We start from the raw sequence: 257 nt of genomic DNA on the forward strand, positions 1-257 counted from the left end.
CAGCAACTGCATCAATACCATAATATCTTCCTCTGTTGTATCGTAGTTCGTAATACAAGCCCGCAGCGCCGGAGCCTTGTTTATTTCATATACTGAAATCCATGCCTGCCCTGAACGTAATATCTCTTTACAAATAAATGATGCGAAATTCGATTGGATGTTGGATTGAATATTGAAATCCGTAAAGCATACGAGAGGAAATACGGTATCATTGCCAACCTTCCAGTTAGAGCAAGCAAGCTCCCGGCGCAACCGAT

At 42.4% G+C, this 257-nt stretch carries 1 pseudogene; it reads right to left on the bottom strand.

Going from position 1 to position 257, the window contains the following annotated elements:
* Positions 1–257, bottom strand: a pseudogene (locus SB773_RS32940) (pyridoxal phosphate-dependent decarboxylase family protein); the annotation flags it as partial.

Origin of the sequence: Bacillus sp. SIMBA_074 (assembly GCF_046534555.1) — a bacterium.
Lineage (GTDB): Bacteria > Bacillota > Bacilli > Bacillales > Bacillaceae_G > Bacillus_A > Bacillus_A mycoides.